The organism is Enterobacter cloacae complex sp. ESBL7 (genome assembly GCF_041679625.1).
Taxonomy (GTDB): Bacteria; Pseudomonadota; Gammaproteobacteria; order Enterobacterales; family Enterobacteriaceae; genus Enterobacter; species Enterobacter asburiae_B.
Genome location: NZ_JBGORN010000012.1, coordinates 72218 through 88898, shown reverse-complemented (window position 1 = coordinate 88898; position 16681 = coordinate 72218). Strand labels below are relative to the sequence as shown.

The window sequence follows — 16681 nt, the reverse complement described above, 5'->3', positions numbered from 1 at the left end:
GACAGGCGGTGAAGAGAAAATTCATACTTTCGGCTGGCGTCGCTACACTGAATGTAACGATATATTTCATGGGAAGCATGTGACTTCTAAAGGGGGTTGTTGATGAAAGCTGCGCACCTGGTCTGCCTGCTGGTTTGTCTGCTCTTCGCCGCGTTTGTCCATGCTCAGGAAAAGGATGACCCCGCGAAAGAGGCGCAAATAAAGCAGCAGGTCCTTAAAGATATTAAGAAAACCTGTACGCCACAGAAAAAGCAGAGCGATAAAGCCTGGCAGGAGATGATTTTGTCGTCCGAGGCCAATCAGCTGCTGATCAAAAATGCCATCACCGCCGTGAAGCGCGACAACCTGGATGCCTACTGGGGGGCGATTGGTCAGGTGGATTGTATGGAGGATTATTGAGTTCCCGCCGGGTGGCGCTGCGCTTACCCGGCCTGGAAAACATGTTTAACGCTTCCGCATATCCGGAATGATGAGATCCCCGCGCAGAACATAGGACCCGAGCATCTGCGTTTTCTCCGTCAGCCAGCTCACAATCCGCGCCGCCATCGCGTCCATGGAATATTCAATCGCCGGGATCACCGGAATACCCGGCAGGTGCAGCGATCCGGCAAGGCTGAAGACCATAATGTCGTCCGGCACCGATTTATTAAACGCCTGCAGCTGTGGGATCACCCGCTGGGCTTCCTGCTCGTCCGCCACCAGCAGCGCGTTGAAATTCAGGGTGCTGGCGTTGTTAAGCAGCTCCTGCAGCGCAACGGATGAAGAAGTCGCGTCCATAAAGACCAGGCTGCGATTAAAGGGCAGGAAATTTTTCTCCAGCGCGTGCTTGTAGCCAAGCAGCACCTGGTCGGCAAAACCGCTGCCGTGGGGGTGGATCAGCGCAATCTGGCGACGCCCCTGGCTGGTGAGGTAGTTACAGGCGGTTTCGGCGGCAAAGGCGTGATCGAACTGAATGCTGTTGGAATTATCAGACTCCATGCAGTCTACCAGAATGACGTTGTCCATCTCCACGTCCAGCGGGAAACGAGCGCCAATCACCAGGATATCATCGCAGAGTCCGCAGGAGAGTTCTTCAAGGGCGTGCATCACTTCCGCCTTGCTGTGCGCGAAGCGCAGCAGGAGGTGTTTTTGATGCTGGCTGAGCTGTTTTTCCAGCGCGTAGAGATAACCGGTGGTCTGGTTAATATTTTCCTGCGCGCAAATGACTCCAATGCAGCCCGTCGACTGGCTCAGCAGCGACTGGGCAATCACGTTGGGACGATAGTTCAGCTCATCCACGGCCTTCAGAACGGCCTGACGGCTGGCTTCCTTAACGCCACGCGACCCGCTCAACACTCGCGATACCGTGGCTTTAGACACCCCGGCAAGACGTGATACATCATTGATTGTCGACATCTCTTTCCCCTGGCAGGCTTACCTCGCGCCTGCAAATTCCATCACCGCTTCGGCTCACATTATAGCCAGAACGGAGTATATCCGTTTCCGTTTTCCATGGAAACCGATTTTCCGTTTCCACTCAAAATGATGTCAAAACAGCCAAATTATGTGACCCACATCCGGTTAATTAGCCTCATAAGTAAGGGATCTTGATGGTTGTCACACTTCTGTCTTTTATGAATGGAAACCGGTTTCCGTATAATGTCCAATCAACCTCGCAATAACTTTTTACATTTAGAGGATGGTTGTCGATGTTCAAGATTATGCTGTGCTGCTCTGCCGGGATGTCCACCAGCCTGTTGGTCAGCAAAATGGTCGATGTCGCGAAAGAACGTGGTTTGCCGGTGAAGATTGATGCGTACGGTGTTTCCGAATTTGATACGCAGTTTCCGCAATACCAGGTTGTCCTTCTCGGACCGCAAGTGAAATACATGTTAAAGACACTCTCAGACAAGGCGGCTACGAAAGGCATTCCGGTGCAGCCCATCGATATGATGGACTACGGCATGCAGCGTGGCGATAAAGTACTGGACTATGCTCTGTCGCTCATCGAAGCGGCACACTAAAAGGTGTTCACATGAGTTCGTTATATCAATCCATGGTCGCGGTGATTGAGCAGTCAATTACCCCGCTGGCCGCAAAGCTGGGCCAGCAAAAGTATGTGATTGCCATCCGCGACGGCTTTACCGCCGCGCTGCCGTTTATGATCATCGGCTCGTTTATGCTGGTGTTCATCTTCCCGCCTTTCTCGGCGGATACCACCAACAGCTTTGCCCGCGGCTGGCTGGATTTCTCCCAGACCTATCGCGAACAGCTGATGCTGCCGTTTAACCTCAGCATGGGCGTGATGACCTTCTTCATCTCGGTGGGGATTGGCGCGAGCCTGGGGCGTCAGTTCAATCTCGACCCGGTGATGTCCGGCCTGCTGGCCTTTATGGCCTTCCTGCTGGTCGCCGCGCCGTATGCCGACGGCAAAATTTCGACCCAGTATCTCTCCGGCCAGGGCATCTTCACCGCCCTGATCACCGCCATTTACGCCACCCGCGTCTACGCGTGGCTGAAGCAGAACAACGTGACCATTCGCCTGCCGAAGGAAGTACCAACCGGCGTGGCGCGCTCGTTTGAGATCCTGATCCCGGTGATGGTGGTGATCGGCACGCTGCACCCGCTGAACCTGTTCATCGAAGCGCAGACCGGAATGATCATCCCGCAGGCGATCATGCACCTGCTGGAGCCGCTGGTGTCCGCCTCTGACTCCCTGCCCGCCATTCTGCTCTCCGTGCTGCTGTGCCAGATCTTCTGGTTCGCCGGTATTCACGGCTCGCTGATCGTCACCGGCATCATGAACCCGTTCTGGATGGCAAACCTCTCCGCAAACCAGGCGGCGCTGGCGGCCGGCGCGGCGCTGCCGCACGTTTACCTCCAGGGCTTCTGGGATCACTACCTGCTGATTGGCGGCGTAGGCTCTACCCTGCCGCTGGCGTTCCTGCTGCTGCGCAGCCGCGTTACCCACCTGCGCACCATCGGCAAAATGGGCGTGGTGCCAAGCTTCTTCAACATCAACGAACCGATTCTGTTCGGCGCGCCGATCATCATGAACCCGATGCTGTTTATCCCGTTCGTGTTCGTTCCGCTGGTCAACGCCTGCCTGGCGTACGCGGCAACCAAACTCGGCTGGCTGGCGCAGGTCGTCTCGTTAACCCCGTGGACCACCCCTGCACCGATTGGCGCCTCGTGGGCGGCAAACTGGGCGCTGAGCCCGGTGGTGATGTGCCTGGTCTGTATGGTGATGTCCGCGCTGATGTACCTGCCGTTCCTGCGCGCCTATGAGCGTACGCTCATCAAAAACGAAGAGCAGAAGGCCCAGGCAACCGTCGGCGCCGCCGAGACCGCCAGCAATTAAGTCAAAGAGGAAGAGTCATGAAATACGCATTTCCCGATAATTTCTGGTGGGGCAGCGCAAGCTCCGCTCTCCAGACGGAAGGGGCAAGAGAGGGGGAAACCACGTGGGATTACTGGTTTGCCCGCGAGCCAAACCGTTTTCACAACGGCGTGGGGCCGCAGCAGACCTCCACGTTTTATCAGCACTGGAAAACGGATATTCAGCTGTTAAAGCAGCTGAACCACAACAGCTTTCGCACCTCGATTAGCTGGGCGCGCCTGATCCCCGACGGTATCGGTGAAGTGAACCCGGAAGCGGTCGATTTTTACAATCAGGTCATTGATGAGCTGAATGAACAGGGCATCACGCCGTTTATGACCCTGTTCCATTTCGACATGCCGATGGCGATGCAGGAGATCGGCGGCTGGGAAAACCGCGACGTGGTGGACGCCTACGCCCGCTATGCGCAGATTTGCTTTGAGCTGTTCGGCGATCGCGTGCTGCACTGGTTTACCTTCAACGAGCCGATCGTGCCGGTGGAAGGCGGTTATCTGTACGACTTCCACTACCCGAACGTGGTGGATTTTCGTCGGGCAGCCACCGTGGCGTACCACACCGTGCTGGCCCATGCGAAGGCGGTCCAGGCCTACCGCGCCGGGCATTACGCGGGGGAGATTGGCATCGTGCTGAACCTGACGCCGTCGTACCCGCGTTCGCAGAACCCGGCAGACGTGAAGGCGGCGCACATCGCGGATCTGATGTTTAACCGCAGCTTCCTTGACCCGGTCCTGCGCGGCGAATACCCGGCAGATCTCGTAGCGCTGCTGAAATCCTGCGATCAATTACCCGCCTGTAAACCGGAAGACGGCTTCCTGATTGCGGAAGGGAAAATCGACCTGCTCGGCGTGAATTACTATCAGCCGCGTCGCGTGAAGTGTCGCGACAGCGCGGTGAACCCGCAGGCGCCGTTTATGCCGGAGTGGTTCTTCGATAATTACGAGATGCCGGGCCGCAAGATGAACCCGTACCGCGGCTGGGAAATCTACGAGCCGGGTATTTACGATATTCTGGTTAACCTGCGCGACAATTACGGCAACCCACGCTGCTTTATTTCTGAAAACGGCATGGGCGTCGAAAACGAGCAGCGTTTTATTGAAAATGGCCAGATTAACGATCAATACCGCATCGAGTTTATTTCCGAACATTTAGCCTGGCTGCATAAGGGTATTAGCGAAGGGTGCAATTGTCTCGGCTACCATATGTGGACGTTTATTGATAACTGGTCGTGGTGCAACGCGTATAAAAATCGCTACGGATTTATCCAGCTCGATTTAGCGACGCAGAAACGCACCATTAAGAAAAGCGGAGAGTGGTTTGCCGCTACCGCGTTAAATAATAGTTTTGAAAAAGAGTAATGATGATGATCGCATTAGAAGAAGCCGTAATGGAAATTATCGTCAATGCCGGACAGTCCCGCAGCCTGTGCTTTGAAGCACTGCACGCGGCGCGCCAGGGCAATATTGACGAAGCCAAAAGCCTGCTGCGCGAAGCCGACGGCTACGCGCGCCAGGCGCACAAGATGCAGACCAAACTGATCGAGCAGGATGCGGGCGAAGGCCGTCAGCCGATGACGTTAATTATGGTGCACGCGCAGGATCATTTAATGAACTCCTTATTAGCGCGTGAACTGTCCGAAGAAATTATTCATTTATATCAGAGATAGTCTATGGCGAAATAATTACTGTAATACCTCTGTACCCTAAATAGAGATCCACTTGTTCTGATGATAGCGACATACTCTGTCAGATCGGAGCGGGATGGTTATTGTCTGAATAAAATTAAACTATATTGAGATAACCATGAATACGATTAAAAAACTTCCATTAACCATGGCGGTTATCGCCGCGCTTTGCCCAATTTCCGTGCTCGCACAGGAATTCACCCAGGAGCAAATTGACGCCATTGTGGCGAAAGCGGTGGATAAAGCCCTGGCCGAACGTCAGGCTAAAATGGATGCGGCGGTCGCGAAAAAAGCGGACGTGGTGACCGAGCCGCAAAGCGCGGCGCAATCTCCGGATATGGCGATCCCGTTCGGAATTAAATTTACCGGCTACGCCCGCTACGGCGCGCACTTCCAGGCTGCCGATCAGAAATACGTCGCGGTGGACGGCTCGTACAACGGCGCGTCCGCCATTGGTCGTCTGGGCAACGAAGGCAACGGCGGGGAATTCCAGCTATCCAAGGCCTTTAAGGGTGAAAACGGCGCCATCTGGGACGTTAACGTGATGATCGACCACTGGGGCGACGAAGTTAACCTGAAAAAAGCCTACGCGGGGGTGACCAACATTATGGCCTCCAACCCGAACGCCTATTTCTGGGCAGGCCGTGACTTCCACCAGCGTCCGCAGCAGGGCATCAACGATTACTTCTGGATGAACCACGACGGCCAGGGCGCCGGGGTGAAGAACTTCGACATCGGCGGCGTGCAGTTCGACGTGGCCGCCGTCGCGGCGGTAGAATCCTGTAGCCCGGAAGTGATGGAAGATGAAGCCAACCCGTCGCGCATCACCTGTACCGGCGGTTCCGGCACGGGCGACAAAGGCAACTACGCCGCGACCTCAAAAATCCACGGCATGAAGCTTGGCCCGATCGACATGGAGCTGTACGCCAACTACGGCTTTGACTCCAAGGCGGTGGAGAGCGACGAGCGTCTGAACGCCTGGCAGGGCGGCGTAGTGTTGAGCCACACCAACGACAGCGGCGTGAACAAGGTGATCGCCCGCTACTCCGATAACGCGGACAACAGCGTGTTCAACAAAACCGAGGATCTGACCACGGTCTACGCCAGCTTCGAAGGGCTGTACAAATTCACCCAGGCCACGCAGGTGGAGTACATCCTCGCCTTCCACGACTACGACAACAGCCGCGATAAGACCGACAACCGCAAAAACTACAACGCCATCGTGCGACCAATGCACTGGTGGAACGACGTTCACTCCACCTGGCTGGAAGCGGGCTGGCAGCACGTGGATTACGACAACGGCGGCGACAACAAGGGCTGGAAGCTGACCCTGTCGCAGAACATGTCTATCGCCATGGGGCCGGAGTTCCGCCCGATGCTGCGCTTCTACGTGACCGGCGGCAAGGTGGATAACGAACGCACCGCGCGCGTGAACAACACCAAAGACGAAACGCTCGACGACTTCAACGTCGGCGCGATGTGGGAGGCGTGGTTCTAGGCAAGGTAGAAGCAAAACGGCAACGCAAGTTGCCGTTTTTAGTGTTTGCTCCCTCTCCCCGTGGGTGTACGGTCCGGGGTGAGGGCATCAGGCCGCACGCAAGCATGCTATGCTGTTGACCGAATTAACGACAACATCGCAGGGGAGAAAATGGGTTCCACACGTAAAGGGATGCTAAACGTCCTGATCGCCGCCGTTTTATGGGGCAGTTCCGGCGTTTGCGCGCAGTACATCATGGAGAAAAGCCACATTTCTTCGCCTTACCTGACCATGGTTCGCCTGCTGTTTACCGGCGTGATCCTGCTGACGCTCTCCTTCGTTCACGGCGATAAGATTTTCTCGGTCATCAAACATCGCAAAGACGCCCTCAGCCTGCTGATTTTCTCGCTGGTCGGCGCGCTCACCGTGCAGCTCACCTTCCTGCTGACGATTGAGAAATCCAACGCAGCCACCGCTACCGTGCTGCAGTTTCTCTCGCCGACCATTATCGTGGCCTGGTTCGCCCTGGCGCGGAAAAAGCGCCCCGGCGTGTTTGTGCTGTCGGCCATCATGACGTCGCTTGTCGGTACGTTTCTGCTGGTCACCCACGGCGACCCAACCTCGCTCTCCATCTCGCCTGCCGCGCTGTTCTTCGGCATCGCATCGGCGTTTGCCGCCGCGTTTTACACCACCTATCCGTCAACGCTGATCGCCCGCTACGGCACGCTGCCGATTGTCGGCTGGAGCATGTTGATTGCTGGGTTAATGCTGACGCCGTTCTACGCCGGACGCGGGACCACCTTTGTGATTGACGGCAGCCTGCTGCTGGCGTTTTTCTACCTGGTGGTGATTGGCACGGCGCTGACGTTCAGCCTGTATCTGAAAGGCGCGCAGATGATCGGCGGGCCGAAGGCGAGCATTCTGAGCTGCGCCGAACCCTTGAGCAGCGCGCTGCTGTCGGTGGTGTTGCTGGGGGTGGCGTTTACCCTGCCGGACTGGCTGGGCACGCTATTGATTGTGTCGTCGGTGGTGCTGATTTCGATGGATTCGAGAAGACGGGTTCAGACATCGGCGTAGCCTGATGCCCTCACCCTAACCCTCTCCCCACAGGGGAGAGGGGACGGCTCGGTGCTGTCTTTTCACCCTCGCCCCTTTGGGGAGAGGGCCGGGGTGAGGGGGGAAATTGACTTACTTTGCTTTAACCTTCCCCGCCACCAGCAGCGCCGTCAGCAGCATCAGCGTACCGGAGATCACCAGCGGTGACGTCAGCCCAAGGTGGTCGAGCGCCACGCCGCCAATGGCCGCGCCGCAGGTGTTCGCCAGCTGGATCACCGCCACCTGAATCGACCCGGCTTTTTCCGCCTGATCGGCAAGCGAGCGGGTGATCCACGTCGACCAGCCCACCGGCACCAGCGCAAAGGCAAAGCCCCAGATAATCGCGATGGCAGAGGCCACCCACTTATCGCTGCCCCACAGCACCAGCACCGCCGCGCTCGCCGCCAGCACCAGCGGCGCACCCGCCAGCGCCACCTTCAGGGAGCGTTTCAGGAACTGGGAAGACAGCGAGGTACCGACAAAACTTGCGATACCAAAGCTCAGCAGCACCAGCGTCAGGCCGTCCACGTCAAAGCCCGCCATGGTCATAAACACCGGGCGGATATAGGTAAAGAAGGCAAACTGCCCGGCAAAGGACATAAAGATGGCGGTCATCCCCGCCAGCACGCCGGGGCGCTTCAGCAGCGCGAACATGTTCTGTTTGTGGTGCGCCGCTTCGCCCGGCAGGGACGGCAGCGCCTTCCACACCCAAATGATGCAGAGCAGGCCCATCACCGCCGCCGCGTTAAAGACGTTACGCCAGCCGATAATCCCGCCGAGGAAGCTGCCGAGCGGCGCGGCAATCACCAGCGCGATAGAGACCGCACCGAAGATAACGGAAAGCGCTTTTGGCACCGTCCGTGCGGGCACCAGGCGCATGGTCAGCGAGGCCGACATCGCCCAGAAACCGCCGAGCCCCAGCCCCAGGCAGGCGCGCCCCAGCAGCAGCAGGGTGAAGCTTTCCGCGAAGGAGACCAGCACGCAGGAGAGCGTCAGCAGCACGCTGAACAGGATGACCACCTTGCGACGGTCGATGGTGCCAATCACCTGGGTGATAAACAGGCTGGCGAACATCGCCACGAAGGCGGTAACGGTGACGGACTGCCCCGCCACGCCCTCGGAAATGCCCAAATCCTGCGCCATCGGCGTCAGCAGGCTCACCGGCAGAAACTCAACGGTAATCAGGCAGGCGACGCAGAACGCCACGGCGAAAACGGCCGACCAGTTGGGGCGAGAAACCTCTTTGGTCTGCGGTCTGGTCGTGGGCTGGATATGTTCTGTCATGGCGTCACCTGAAGATAAAAACGTGCGGAAAAGTCGCGCAGTTTATCATCAAAAGTGTGACGGATTTAACGATTTGACAACTTTTGTCGTTTTTACAGGGGATCAGTGCAGGTAAAACACGCCCTCTTCCGGCAGGAAGAGCTGGTTATAGCGAAGCTGGAAAGCGTTTAGCTCCTGCGGATCGGGCTCCATCTCGCGCATGAAGCCAAGCGCCAGACGAATTTGCGCATCGGTAATGGGTGCGGCAAGGCGGGCTTTACGCAGCATGCGGTGCCAGGCGTGCAGGTTCTCCTCGCTGCCGTCGACGATGCAAACCTGCCAGATCAGCAGCACCTGCGCCGCGTTTTGCAGATGCGCCTCGTCGGGTCGCTCAAGGTAGCGGATAAACTCATTGCCGGGCGTTTTACCGAACTGGTCGATCATCGACTCGACCGGCATCGGGGTGATCCCCAGACGCTCGCTCAAACGTTTGATGGCGCGGCGGGAATCTGAGGTCAGGACGCGAAATCCCACCACAAACACCACGGCAAGCGTTGCCAGCATTATCCAGACCATGCGTTCTCCTATGAATTGCCGCTCATCATAGCGGGAAACGCAGGGCGTCAACAGCGACAGGCATAAAAAAGCCCGGCATCACACACCGGGCAAAGAAGTTACCTGCACACTCAGGCTGTTTTTAATTTCTGCACGCGATTTTCACGGCGAATTTTACGTTCTTCCAGCACCGCTACCATCGCCATCAGGACGATACAGCCGATGGCTGCCGCATCCAGCGCCGCGAAGGTGCCCGCCCAGCCGGTGAGGCCGAAAATTGGCGTGCCGTCGGCGATCATCCCCAGACCCAGCTTGGCGAAGCTGTCGCCGATCAGGTAGGCGAAGGTGCCTTTAATCCCATCGGCGGCGCCGATCGCTTTTTTCGGTACGAAGCCGACTGCCGCCACGCCGATCAGCAGCTGAGGACCAAACACCAGGAAGCCGAGCGCGAACAGGGACGCCAGGTAAATGTACTGGTTACTGGCGTGCTGGTAGACGCCGAGCGTGGCGATAATCAGCGCCAGCGCGACGCAGGCCACCAGCGCGCGACGACCGTTGGCGAGATCCGAGAGCCAGCCCCACAGCAGGGTGCCGACCAGGGCGCCCACTTCGAACAGGGTAAAGCCCTGAATCGCCACTTCTTTAGAGAGCTTCAGCTCCTGGAAGGCATACACGGTCGACCACTGGTCGATGCCAATACGCACCACGTACAGGAAGATGTTTGAGAAGCACAGCAGCCAGATCACTTTGTTTTTCAGCACGTACTCAACAAAGATCTGCCATTTGGACATCTCGTTTTCTTCGGTCTCTTTGTCCTCTTCGCTGATCTCCTCGCCGAACAGCTCTTCGGCTTTGCCGAGGCCGTAAGATTCCGGGGAGTCGCTGCCGTAGCGCAGGCCGATAAAGCCGACAATCAGGGCGATAATCGACGGGAAGATAAACATGCCGATCACGTGGCCGTCGAACAGGTAGTTTGCGCCAAACAGCGCTACGCCAGCCGCCCCCGCCCCGCCGAGGTTGTGGGAGATGTTCCACATGCCGAGGTACGAACCACGCTTGCGGCGCGGGGTCCATTTGGTGATGGTGGAATAGCTGCACGACCCGCCGGTACTCTGGAAGAAGCCGCTCAGGGCGTAGAAGGCGATCATCATGAACAGGCTGACGGAGCCCGCGCCCATGCTGGCGCTGAAGCCGAGCATACAGATGGCGGAGAGGATCAGCATAAACGGCAGGAACTGCTTGGTGTTTTTGCCGTCCGCGTAGTAGGAAACGACGGTTTTACCCACGCCGTAGGTGATGGAGAAGCCCAGGCCAATCATCCCCAGCTGCGTCATGCTCAGCCCGTAGGTTGAGATCATGTCGTTCTGCGCGATGTTAAAGTTTTTGCGGATCAGGTACATGGTCAGGTAGCCGATGAAGACCACCAGATAGGACTGCATGAACGGTTTGAACCACATCTTGCGCCGCACGTCGAGCGGCAGATCCAGGGTCGGCTTGCGCACCTGGTTGAGGAAGGCCAGCATGGTTTGCTCCTGAGCTGATTTTTACCTGCGAATGGCAGGCATTGTAAAAATCAGCCGGGAGAGATGCCTGAGACAGCGTCCAGGTAAAACCGGGAAAATTTCCTGGTTTTGCGCCACTCGGGGCGAAAAGGTGAGACGCATCACGCTTCGCTCACCTCGCGCGGCGCCTGCGCATGCAGGAAGGGCAGCAGCAGCAGCGCGGAAATCCCCGCCGCGATGGCGATCACCGCAAAGAATCCGCTCCAGTGCCAGACGTCGATCACCCGCGCCAGCGGCCAGCCGGAGAGCGATGCGCCGAGGTAGGCAAACAGCCCGACAAAGCCCGTCGCCGCGCCTGCCGCCTCTTTGTGGGAACACTCTGCCGCCGCCATGCCGATCAGCATCTGCGGGCCAAACACGAAGAAGCCGGTGGTGAAGAAGCACGCCGCCTGCATCACGTAGCTGGCGAACGGCATCAGCCACAGCGAGCCGACGGAGAGCAAAATCCCGGCGGCGAAAATCAGGTTCATCGGGCCACGGTTGCCGTTGAACAGCTTGTCCGAGCCCCAGCCCGCCACCAGCGCGCCGATAAACCCGCCCAGTTCGAACATCGTCACCGCCGAGTTGGCGGTCACCAGATCCACGCCGAGCGTCTCGGACATGTACAGGTTGCCCCAGTCGTTGATCGCCGCGCGCACCACGTAGACCAGCACGTAGCAGAGCGACAGCAGCCAGATGTAAGGGTTTTTCAGCACGTACTTGGTGAGGATCTCCCTGCGGGTCAGCCCCGCGCCCTCCTGCTGCTGGGCAATCTCCATTTCGTCGTGCCGCCAGTCGCCCACCGCAGGCAGGCCGACGGTTTGCGGCCGGTCGCGCAGGCGCCAGCAGAGAAACAGCCCGGCAATTATCGCCAGGCCACCGGCAATCATCATCCCCGCGCGCCAGCCGTAGTGCAGCGCCGCCGCCCCCACCACCATCGGGATCAGCGCCCCGCCGACGTTATGCGCGGTGTTCCAGATTGCCCACCAGCCGCCGCGTTCGTTGCGCGAATACCAGGCGGTGAGCAGGCGGGCGCAGACCGGCGCGCCCCAGCCCTGGAAAAAGGCGTTCAGCGCCCACAGCAGGGCAAAGGCCCAAAGCGACGTCGAGAAGCCAAACAGAATGTTCACCACCCCGGTGGCGATCAGCCCAACGCCCATGAAATAGCGCGCGTTGGAGCGGTCGCTGACGATGCCGGAGACGAACTTCGACAGGCCGTAGGTGATGTAAAACAGCGTCGCCAGCAGGCCGATATCGGTGCGCGTCATCACGCCGCTGGCGAGGATTTCCGGCGCGGCGGCGTTGAAGCTTTTGCGGGTGAAGTAGAACAGCGCGTAGCCGAGCCAGATGGTCATCAGGATATGGCGACGCCAGTAGCGGTAGCGGGCGTCGATTTCCGCTTTATCGCCAATCGGCGCGGCGCTGGCAGGGGTTTTAAACATGGTAACTCCGTAGCGGCAGGCTGACGCTGACGCGCGTCCCGTGGGTGCAGGAGAGGTTCAGCGTGCCGCCCAGCGCCTTCACGCGCTCGCGCATGCCCGCCAGGCCAAAGCCCTGCTGGCCGGAACCCGGCGGCAGTCCGCAGCCGTCGTCTTCGATTATCAGCTTCAGGCTGTCGTCCTGCTGCCAGCCCTGGATGGTAACCGCGCTGGCGCTGGCGTGCTTGACGATGTTGTTCAGCCCTTCCTGACAGACGCGGAACAGCGTCACGCGCTGGCCTTCGCTGAGCGTAGATTCGTTAATGCGCCAGTCGAGATGGCTGACTATTCCGCGGCTTTCCAGCTCCATCTCGCGCATCAGGGAACGCACCGCCTGCTCCAGCGTAAGGTCGTCAAGCTGGCGCGGGCGCAGCCGTCCTAACAGGCGACGAACGGAGTCATAGACGCCCAGCGAAAGCTGTTCGATATGCGCCCCGCCCTGCTTAACGCCCGCGTTTTCCGCCGCCAGGCGCTGGACAATGCCCGCCTGGGTGCGGATAGCGGTGATGGTCTGGCCGATATCGTCGTGCAGCTCGCGGGCGACCTCCTGCCGCACGCTCTCTTCGGTTTCCAGCAGACGCTCCGCCAGACGGCGGTTGCGCGCCAGCTCGGTTTGCAGGGACTGGTTCAGCTCGCGCAGGCGCTGGATGCCCGCGCCGAGCAGCAGCCCGGTCAGGCTCTGGGCCAGCAGGGAAAGCAGTAAATCAACAGGATGATCGTGCCAGGTCTGGCTGGCGATCAGCGCGATGGCGTTCATCAGCGTGGCGATCAGCGCCCCCTGCCAGCCGTAGTGCCAGGCCAGGGCGATAATCGGCAGCGCCAGACAAAACGGCGTGAAGCGTGAAAGCTCGGCGGGCAGGCCAAGCTGGAGCCACAGGCTCACCACAAACAGCAGCAGATACCAGATGAGGTGCCGGGCGCGCCAGTTCACCGGCTGGGAAACCAGCGCCGGGCCGAGCGGCTGCCAGACGGTGCTGGTGAGGTAGTGCCAGATCACCAGACAGGTTGGCGCCAGCGTCAGGCCGCCGGTGAGGGTCAGCAGCAGGGCGTTGAGCATCTCCTTCTCGCCGACCCACGGAAGCGACTGCAGCAGCGCGGCGGCCATCAGCGCCGCCCCCTGCCGCAGCAGCGTGCGCCAGTCGCGCTGGTGGCGGTAGCGGGAAATGAGGGCAACCGGGAGAAGCGTGAGCAGGCTTCCGGTCATCAATAAGGGCAGGTGCGCGAGGGCAACCTCCTGCGCCAGCCAGACCAGCATCAGCCATTCAGCACCGAGCAAAACGGGCCAGTAGGCGCGCGGACACTGGAGCATTAACCCCAGACGCAGGCCGAAGGGGAACAGCAGCACCGCCAGCTCCGGGCGTTCCACCAGGTGCAGGCTGATGCTCCACAGGCAAAACCAGGCGGCGGAGAAGATAAAAAAGCTGGCGACAACGGCGATCAGCCGTGAAAAAGCGGAACTCATTGCCAGCTGTCAAACATGCGGCGCGCCAGCTCGACGTCGTTGCTGACGTTGAGTTTTTCCATCAGGTTGGCGCGGTGGACGTGCACGGTTTTCGGGGACAGATCCAGCTCGGCGGCAATCTCTTTTACCGACATCCCCTGCGCGAGCTTCTCAGCCACCTGGCGCTCGCGCCGGGTGAGCGGATCCTGACGTCCGGCCGCCAGCTTGATGGCGATATCCGGCGTTAAATAGCAGCCGCCGGTGGAGACGGTTCGCACGGCGGCGATCAGTTCGTCGGGGCTACAGCGCTTGGAGAGAAAGCCGCGCGCGCCCGCGTTGAGGGCCTGCTCGACCAGCGCCGGGCTGTCGTGGACCGACAGCATGATCGTCGCCATCCCTTTCGGCAGCTGGCTTAGCAGCTCCAGCCCGGAGAGATCCGGCATCGAGATGTCGCAGATACAGACCTGCACTCCGCGCCCCGGCAGGCCCGCCAGCGCCTCGCGACCGGAGCCAAACTCGGCCACGACCTGAAAATCCGGTTCGAGGTTTAAAAGCTGGGCAAAGCCGGAGCGGACGATAAGGTGGTCGTCGATGAGAGCGATGGTGGTCATGTGTGTTCCTGCGGTCTGAAAACGCCGGATGGCGCTGCGCTTATCCGGCCTGCAAGCGCGACGCCTGCAGGCCGACCAGGGCGCTTACCTTAAGCGATTTATTCGAAAAACACCGCAATTTTGTTAAACATGGTGGGATCGGACTGGTTGCGCGCCACTTTGGTGACGTCTTCCAGCTTGTCGATCTGCGCCATCATCTGCTCCAGACGCTGGTCGTCGTTGACCAGCAGCCAGATGCGGCTGTGCTCGCTGCCCTGAATCGGCAGACAGAGAATGCCTTCCACGTTAAACGCCCGGCGGGCAAAGAGCCCGCAGACGTGGGTCATGACGCCAGGGTGGTTGCGGACGGTGAGTTCCAGAATGACGTTATCATGTTGTTTCTGCATGGCTTATTCTCCCACCATCTCGGTATTTGCCGCTCCCGGCGGCACCATCGGATACACTTTTTGTTCAGGGTCGATACGCACGTGGATCAGCGCCGGGCCGGGGCGAGAAATCGCGTCCTGCAGCGCCGCGTGGGCATCCTCTTCGGCGTTCAGATCGCAGGTGTGCAGGCCAAAGCCGGCGGCAATCTGCATGAAGTTAATCATCCCCGGGTAGGTCGCGGCAAACACGCCCTGCTTGTAGAACAGGCTCTGCTGCTGGTGCACCAGCCCCAGCGCCTCGTTGTTCATCAGGATGATTTTCACGTCTAACTGGTTTTCGGCCGCGGTCGCCATTTCCTGAATGTTCATCATCAGGCTACCGTCGCCGGAGAAGCAGATGACCTTGCGGTCCGGGTTGGCGAGCGCCGCACCCACGGCTGCGGGCAGGCCGAAGCCCATGGTTCCCAGACCGCCGGAGGTCAGCCACTGGCGCGGTCGGTTCAGCGGATAGGCCTGGGCGGTCCACATTTGATGCTGGCCCACGTCGGTGGTGATAATCGCGCTGTCGTCCACGCAGGCGGCTACGGCGTTGATCAGTCCGTAGTGGCTCAGCGGGTCGCCTTCGGTTGGGATGGCGCCCGGGAACTCGCGCTGCAGATCGGCCACCAGCTGGCGCCAGTCGGCGCGGTCGGCTGCGTCCGTCTGCGGGATCAGCTGCGCCAGCACCTCGGCCACGTCGCCCTGAATCGCCACGTGCGGCTGCTTGATTTTACCCAGCTCGGCGCGGTCGATATCCACGTGAATGATTTTGGCGTTCGGGCAGAACTGCTCGGTTTTGCCGATCGCCCGGTCATCAAAACGCGCGCCCATAACAATCAGCAAATCAGCCTCTTGCAGGATGTAGTTGGTGCTGCGCGCGCCGTGCATACCCAGCATGCCGAGAGAGAGCGGGTGCGCTTTAGGCAGCATGCCCAGCGCCATCAGGGTCATGGTGGTCGGCAGGTTGGCTTTCTCTGCAAACTGGCGGATTTCATCCGCAGCGTTAATCGCTCCGCCGCCCAGATAGAGCACCGGGCGTTTGGCGGCGTTAATCATGGCGGCGGCATCGCGCACGCTCTCAGCGCTGAATTCCGGCGCGGGGGCACGCTCGCCCGGCTCCGGCAGGACGTCGATCTCGATCTCTGCGGTCTGGACATCCTTAGGAATGTCTATCCACACCGGGCCCGGGCGGCCGGACTGCGCAATGCGGAACGCATCGCTGATAACCTGAGGAAGCTCGCTGATGTCGCGAACTAAATAGTTATGTTTGGTGATGGGGATAGAGATGCCGTAGGTGTCCACTTCCTGGAACGCATCGGTGCCGATCATCGAGGACGGTACCTGGCCGGTAATGCAGATCAGCGGAATGGAGTCGAGACGCGCGTCGGCGATGGCGGTCACCAGGTTGGTTGCGCCCGGGCCGCTGCAGGCCATACAGACCGCCGGTTTGCCCTGCGTACGCGCCATGCCCTGAGCAATAAAGCCTGCCCCCTGCTCGTGGCGCGCCAGCACGTGGCGGATCTGCGTGCTTTGGCTTAACGCATCGTACAGCGGCAGTACCGTGCCGCCAGGGATACCCGCAACCGTGGTGATGCCCTGCCGTTCCAGCAGATGAACGATCAGCTGCGCGCCAGTAAAACGCGTCGTGGTGGATGTTGTGCCCGAACTTGCCATGCTCCAGTCCTTTTCTTCTGGGCCGACGTTCCGGGGAGGGTCCTAAACGAAAAACCCCGCCCGGTTTGCGCCGGCGGGGTTT

16 protein-coding genes are annotated in these 16681 nt (G+C 59.6%); 7 read left to right on the top strand and 9 right to left on the bottom strand.

Annotation, left to right across the window (positions count from 1 at the left end; all coding sequences use genetic code 11):
• Nucleotides 1-102: 102 nt before the first annotated feature.
• Nucleotides 103-399: a YicS family protein gene (locus ACERY3_RS22910; RefSeq protein WP_023309843.1), complete on the top strand. Its 297-nt coding sequence runs from the start codon at nt 103-105 to the stop codon at nt 397-399.
• A gap of 45 nt (nt 400-444) precedes the next feature.
• On the opposite strand, the gene ACERY3_RS22905 is transcribed toward ACERY3_RS22910, so the two are convergent.
• Nucleotides 445-1395: a LacI family DNA-binding transcriptional regulator gene (locus ACERY3_RS22905; RefSeq protein ID WP_033144326.1), complete on the bottom strand. Its 951-nt coding sequence runs from the start codon at nt 1393-1395 to the stop codon at nt 445-447.
• A gap of 293 nt (nt 1396-1688) precedes the next feature.
• Here ACERY3_RS22905 and ACERY3_RS22900 point away from each other — a divergent pair, with 293 nt between their 5' ends.
• From ACERY3_RS22900 to ACERY3_RS22875, 6 genes are all read left to right on the top strand, one after another.
• Nucleotides 1689-2003 carry a PTS sugar transporter subunit IIB gene (locus ACERY3_RS22900; protein ID WP_039260376.1) on the top strand — a complete coding sequence of 105 codons (315 nt, stop codon included), beginning with the start codon at nt 1689-1691 and terminating at the stop codon, nt 2001-2003.
• Between the two features lie 11 nt (nt 2004-2014).
• Nucleotides 2015-3340 (top strand): PTS sugar transporter subunit IIC, encoded by a 1326-nt coding sequence (locus ACERY3_RS22895; protein WP_023309840.1) that lies wholly within the window; start codon nt 2015-2017, stop codon nt 3338-3340.
• 17 nt (nt 3341-3357) lie between these two features.
• On the top strand, nt 3358-4734 hold the full coding sequence (locus ACERY3_RS22890; RefSeq protein ID WP_058842033.1) for a glycoside hydrolase family 1 protein: 1377 nt from the start codon (nt 3358-3360) through the stop codon (nt 4732-4734).
• 5 nt (nt 4735-4739) lie between these two features.
• Complete coding sequence (locus tag ACERY3_RS22885; RefSeq protein ID WP_029741865.1) at nt 4740-5042, top strand: PTS lactose/cellobiose transporter subunit IIA; 303 nt, start codon at nt 4740-4742, stop codon at nt 5040-5042.
• A gap of 136 nt (nt 5043-5178) precedes the next feature.
• Entirely contained in the window at nt 5179-6558 is a 1380-nt protein-coding gene (locus ACERY3_RS22880; protein ID WP_033144328.1) for a carbohydrate porin, read from the top strand.
• A 150-nt stretch (nt 6559-6708) separates the two neighbouring features.
• Complete coding sequence (locus tag ACERY3_RS22875) at nt 6709-7614, top strand: DMT family transporter (RefSeq protein ID WP_048981411.1); 906 nt, start codon at nt 6709-6711, stop codon at nt 7612-7614.
• Nucleotides 7615-7725: 111 nt separating this feature from the next.
• Here ACERY3_RS22875 and nepI read toward each other — a convergent pair whose 3' ends face one another.
• The 8 genes from nepI to ilvB form a co-directional block, all read right to left on the bottom strand.
• Complete coding sequence (nepI, locus tag ACERY3_RS22870) at nt 7726-8916, bottom strand: purine ribonucleoside efflux pump NepI (RefSeq protein WP_058842032.1); 1191 nt, start codon at nt 8914-8916, stop codon at nt 7726-7728.
• Nucleotides 8917-9018: 102 nt separating this feature from the next.
• A complete protein-coding gene (locus ACERY3_RS22865; RefSeq protein ID WP_021242696.1) occupies nt 9019-9471 on the bottom strand; it encodes a DUF1198 domain-containing protein in 453 nt (150 codons plus the stop codon).
• 110 nt (nt 9472-9581) lie between these two features.
• A complete protein-coding gene (gene uhpT, locus ACERY3_RS22860; protein WP_373226572.1) occupies nt 9582-10973 on the bottom strand; it encodes a hexose-6-phosphate:phosphate antiporter in 1392 nt (463 codons plus the stop codon).
• 140 nt (nt 10974-11113) lie between these two features.
• The gene (locus ACERY3_RS22855) at nt 11114-12433 is read right to left on the bottom strand and encodes an MFS transporter (protein WP_236902755.1); all 1320 of its coding nucleotides are present in this window, start codon (nt 12431-12433) and stop codon (nt 11114-11116) included.
• The gene (gene uhpB, locus ACERY3_RS22850) at nt 12426-13931 is read right to left on the bottom strand and encodes a signal transduction histidine-protein kinase/phosphatase UhpB (protein WP_373226571.1); all 1506 of its coding nucleotides are present in this window, start codon (nt 13929-13931) and stop codon (nt 12426-12428) included. Before uhpB ends, ACERY3_RS22855 begins: the two co-directional genes overlap by 8 nt.
• On the bottom strand, nt 13928-14521 hold the full coding sequence (gene uhpA / locus ACERY3_RS22845; protein ID WP_022646555.1) for a transcriptional regulator UhpA: 594 nt from the start codon (nt 14519-14521) through the stop codon (nt 13928-13930). Before uhpA ends, uhpB begins: the two co-directional genes overlap by 4 nt.
• A 98-nt stretch (nt 14522-14619) precedes the next feature.
• The gene (ilvN, locus tag ACERY3_RS22840; protein WP_010426528.1) at nt 14620-14907 is read right to left on the bottom strand and encodes an acetolactate synthase small subunit; all 288 of its coding nucleotides are present in this window, start codon (nt 14905-14907) and stop codon (nt 14620-14622) included.
• 3 nt (nt 14908-14910) lie between these two features.
• Nucleotides 14911-16599 carry an acetolactate synthase large subunit gene (ilvB, locus tag ACERY3_RS22835; protein ID WP_039260372.1) on the bottom strand — a complete coding sequence of 563 codons (1689 nt, stop codon included), beginning with the start codon at nt 16597-16599 and terminating at the stop codon, nt 14911-14913.
• Nucleotides 16600-16681 lie beyond the last annotated feature (82 nt).

What these genes read in the sequence shown, in the direction of transcription:
- uhpT (WP_373226572.1), bottom strand. Translation starts at nt 10,973, where the DNA reads ATGCTGGCCTTCCTCAACCAGGTGCGCAAGCCGACCCTGGATCTGCCG.
- ACERY3_RS22880 (WP_033144328.1), top strand. Translation starts at nt 5,179, where the DNA reads ATGAATACGATTAAAAAACTTCCATTAACCATGGCGGTTATCGCCGCG.
- ACERY3_RS22905 (WP_033144326.1), bottom strand. Translation starts at nt 1,395, where the DNA reads ATGTCGACAATCAATGATGTATCACGTCTTGCCGGGGTGTCTAAAGCC.
- ACERY3_RS22875 (WP_048981411.1), top strand. Translation starts at nt 6,709, where the DNA reads ATGGGTTCCACACGTAAAGGGATGCTAAACGTCCTGATCGCCGCCGTT.
- uhpB (WP_373226571.1), bottom strand. Translation starts at nt 13,931, where the DNA reads ATGAGTTCCGCTTTTTCACGGCTGATCGCCGTTGTCGCCAGCTTTTTT.
- ACERY3_RS22855 (WP_236902755.1), bottom strand. Translation starts at nt 12,433, where the DNA reads ATGTTTAAAACCCCTGCCAGCGCCGCGCCGATTGGCGATAAAGCGGAA.
- ACERY3_RS22890 (WP_058842033.1), top strand. Translation starts at nt 3,358, where the DNA reads ATGAAATACGCATTTCCCGATAATTTCTGGTGGGGCAGCGCAAGCTCC.
- ACERY3_RS22895 (WP_023309840.1), top strand. Translation starts at nt 2,015, where the DNA reads ATGAGTTCGTTATATCAATCCATGGTCGCGGTGATTGAGCAGTCAATT.
- ACERY3_RS22885 (WP_029741865.1), top strand. Translation starts at nt 4,740, where the DNA reads ATGATCGCATTAGAAGAAGCCGTAATGGAAATTATCGTCAATGCCGGA.
- nepI (WP_058842032.1), bottom strand. Translation starts at nt 8,916, where the DNA reads ATGACAGAACATATCCAGCCCACGACCAGACCGCAGACCAAAGAGGTT.
- ACERY3_RS22865 (WP_021242696.1), bottom strand. Translation starts at nt 9,471, where the DNA reads ATGGTCTGGATAATGCTGGCAACGCTTGCCGTGGTGTTTGTGGTGGGA.
- ilvN (WP_010426528.1), bottom strand. Translation starts at nt 14,907, where the DNA reads ATGCAGAAACAACATGATAACGTCATTCTGGAACTCACCGTCCGCAAC.
- uhpA (WP_022646555.1), bottom strand. Translation starts at nt 14,521, where the DNA reads ATGACCACCATCGCTCTCATCGACGACCACCTTATCGTCCGCTCCGGC.
- ilvB (WP_039260372.1), bottom strand. Translation starts at nt 16,599, where the DNA reads ATGGCAAGTTCGGGCACAACATCCACCACGACGCGTTTTACTGGCGCG.
- ACERY3_RS22910 (WP_023309843.1), top strand. Translation starts at nt 103, where the DNA reads ATGAAAGCTGCGCACCTGGTCTGCCTGCTGGTTTGTCTGCTCTTCGCC.
- ACERY3_RS22900 (WP_039260376.1), top strand. Translation starts at nt 1,689, where the DNA reads ATGTTCAAGATTATGCTGTGCTGCTCTGCCGGGATGTCCACCAGCCTG.